The sequence below is a fragment of the Streptomyces sp. 796.1 genome, assembly GCF_047525675.1.
Lineage (GTDB): Bacteria > Actinomycetota > Actinomycetes > Streptomycetales > Streptomycetaceae > Streptomyces.
Window position 1 is genome coordinate 1 of sequence record NZ_JBLIWA010000102.1, and the last position, 1,903, is coordinate 1,903.

The 1,903-nt window shown below is 70.2% G+C and carries 1 protein-coding gene; it reads left to right on the top strand.

The window, feature by feature from the left end; all coding sequences use genetic code 11:
• Positions 1-16: 16 nt before the first annotated feature.
• The coding region (locus ACMA1D_RS31900; RefSeq protein WP_414727458.1) for a condensation domain-containing protein at positions 17-1,903 on the top strand (1,887 nt) is incomplete at its 3' end.

Genomic DNA, 1,903 nt, shown 5'->3' on the forward strand with positions numbered 1-1,903 from the left:
CAGGCTGGTTGCCTACGTGACGGCCGCCGAAGGCTGCGAGGTCTCCGTAGACGGGTTGCGTGGCTGGGTGGCGGATCGGTTGCCGGACTACATGGTTCCCTCGGCCTTCGTCGTGGTCGACGAGTTCCCGCTCACGGTGAACGGCAAGGTGAACCGCCGCGCCCTCCCGGCGCCGGAATACGGCGGTGAGGGCGAGCTGGGCCGCGGCCCGCGCACACCGCTCGAAGAAGTCCTGTGCGGGGTCTTCGCCGAGGTGCTGGGGGTGGAGTCTGTCTCCATCGATGACGACTTCTTCCGCCTGGGCGGGCACTCCCTGCTCGCGACCCGTCTGGTGTCGCGACTCCGCGTCGTGCTCGGGGCCGAAGTGCCGCTGCGGCAGGTCTTCGAGACGCCGACGGTCGAGAAGCTGGCGGAGGCGGTCGGGGCAGTTTCCGGATCGGGTGTGCGGCGAGCGGTGGAGCGCATCGAGCCGCGGCCCGAGCGCATCCCGCTCTCGTACGCACAACAGCGGCTGTGGTTCCTGCACCAGTTCGAGGGGCCGAGCGCCACGTACAACGTCCCGGTGGCCCTGCGGCTGAGCGGTTCGTTGGACCGCGAGGCGCTGCGGCTGGCGCTCGGCGATGTCGTCGCCCGGCACGAGAGCCTGCGCACCACCTTCGCTGAGGACGCCGAAGGCGCGTACCAGATCGTTCGGCACTCCCGGGCGGTCGTGCCCGAGCTGCTGGTGGTCGACACCGATCAGGCACACGTCGAAGGGTTGATCAGTGAGGCGGCGCGGCACGGGTTCGAGCTGTCGGACGAGGCGGCCCTGCCGTTCCGGGTCACCCTGTTCGCGCTCGGCCACGACGAGCACGTCCTGCTGCTGCTCCTGCACCACATCGTCAGTGACGCCTGGTCGCGTGCGCCGCTCGCCCGCGACCTGACCAGGGCTTACGCGGCGCGGGCGGCGGCCGGCGCGGCCCCGGAGTGGGAGCCGCTGGCGGTGCAGTACGCGGATTACAGCCTGTGGCAGCGGCAGGTGTTGGGTGCGGAGTCGGATGCGGGGAGTGAGATCGCCCGGCAGCTCGGCTATTGGACGGAGACCCTGGCTGACCTGCCGGAACAGTTGGACCTGCCGTACGACAGGCCGCGGCCCGCGGTCGCCACGTACCGCGGCGACCGCATCCCGTTCCAGGTACCGGCCGAGCTGTACGAGAAGGTGGTGGACCTCGCGCGGGAGACGCAGGCCAGCCCCTTCATGGTGCTCCAGGCCGCGCTCGCCACCCTGCTGACCAAGCTGGGTGGCGGGACCGACATCCCCATCGGCACACCCATCGCGGGCCGTACCGATGAGGCGCTCGACGACCTGGTCGGCGTCTTCATCAACACCCTGGTGCTCCGCACCGACACCTCGGGCCGGCCCACGGGCCGCGCCCTCATCGAGCGGGTCCGACAGCAGAACCTGGCCGCCTACGCCCACCAGGACCTGCCCTTCGAGCGGCTGGTCGAGGTCACCAACCCCGAGCGCTCGCTCGCCCGTCACCCGCTCTTCCAGGTGCTCCTCGCCTTCAACAACACCGACACGGAAGCGGTCGACCAGGCCGCCGCGGAACTGCCCGGGCTCACCGTGTCGCCCGTCGCGGCCGAGACCGGCACCGGCAAGTTCGACCTGAGCTTCGCCTTCACAGCACAGCGCGACGAGTCCGCCGACCTCCAGGGTGTGCTGGAGTACAGCACCGACCTCTTCGACCGCAGCAGCGTCGAGACGATCGGCGAGCGGTACCTGCGGGTGCTCCGAGAACTGGTCGACGCCCCGGACCGGACCGTCGACGTGATGGACGTGCTGACCACGGACGAGTCCCTGCAACAGCTTGTGGAGTGGGGTGTGGGTGGTGGTGATGGTGGTGTGTTGGGTGGTTCGGTG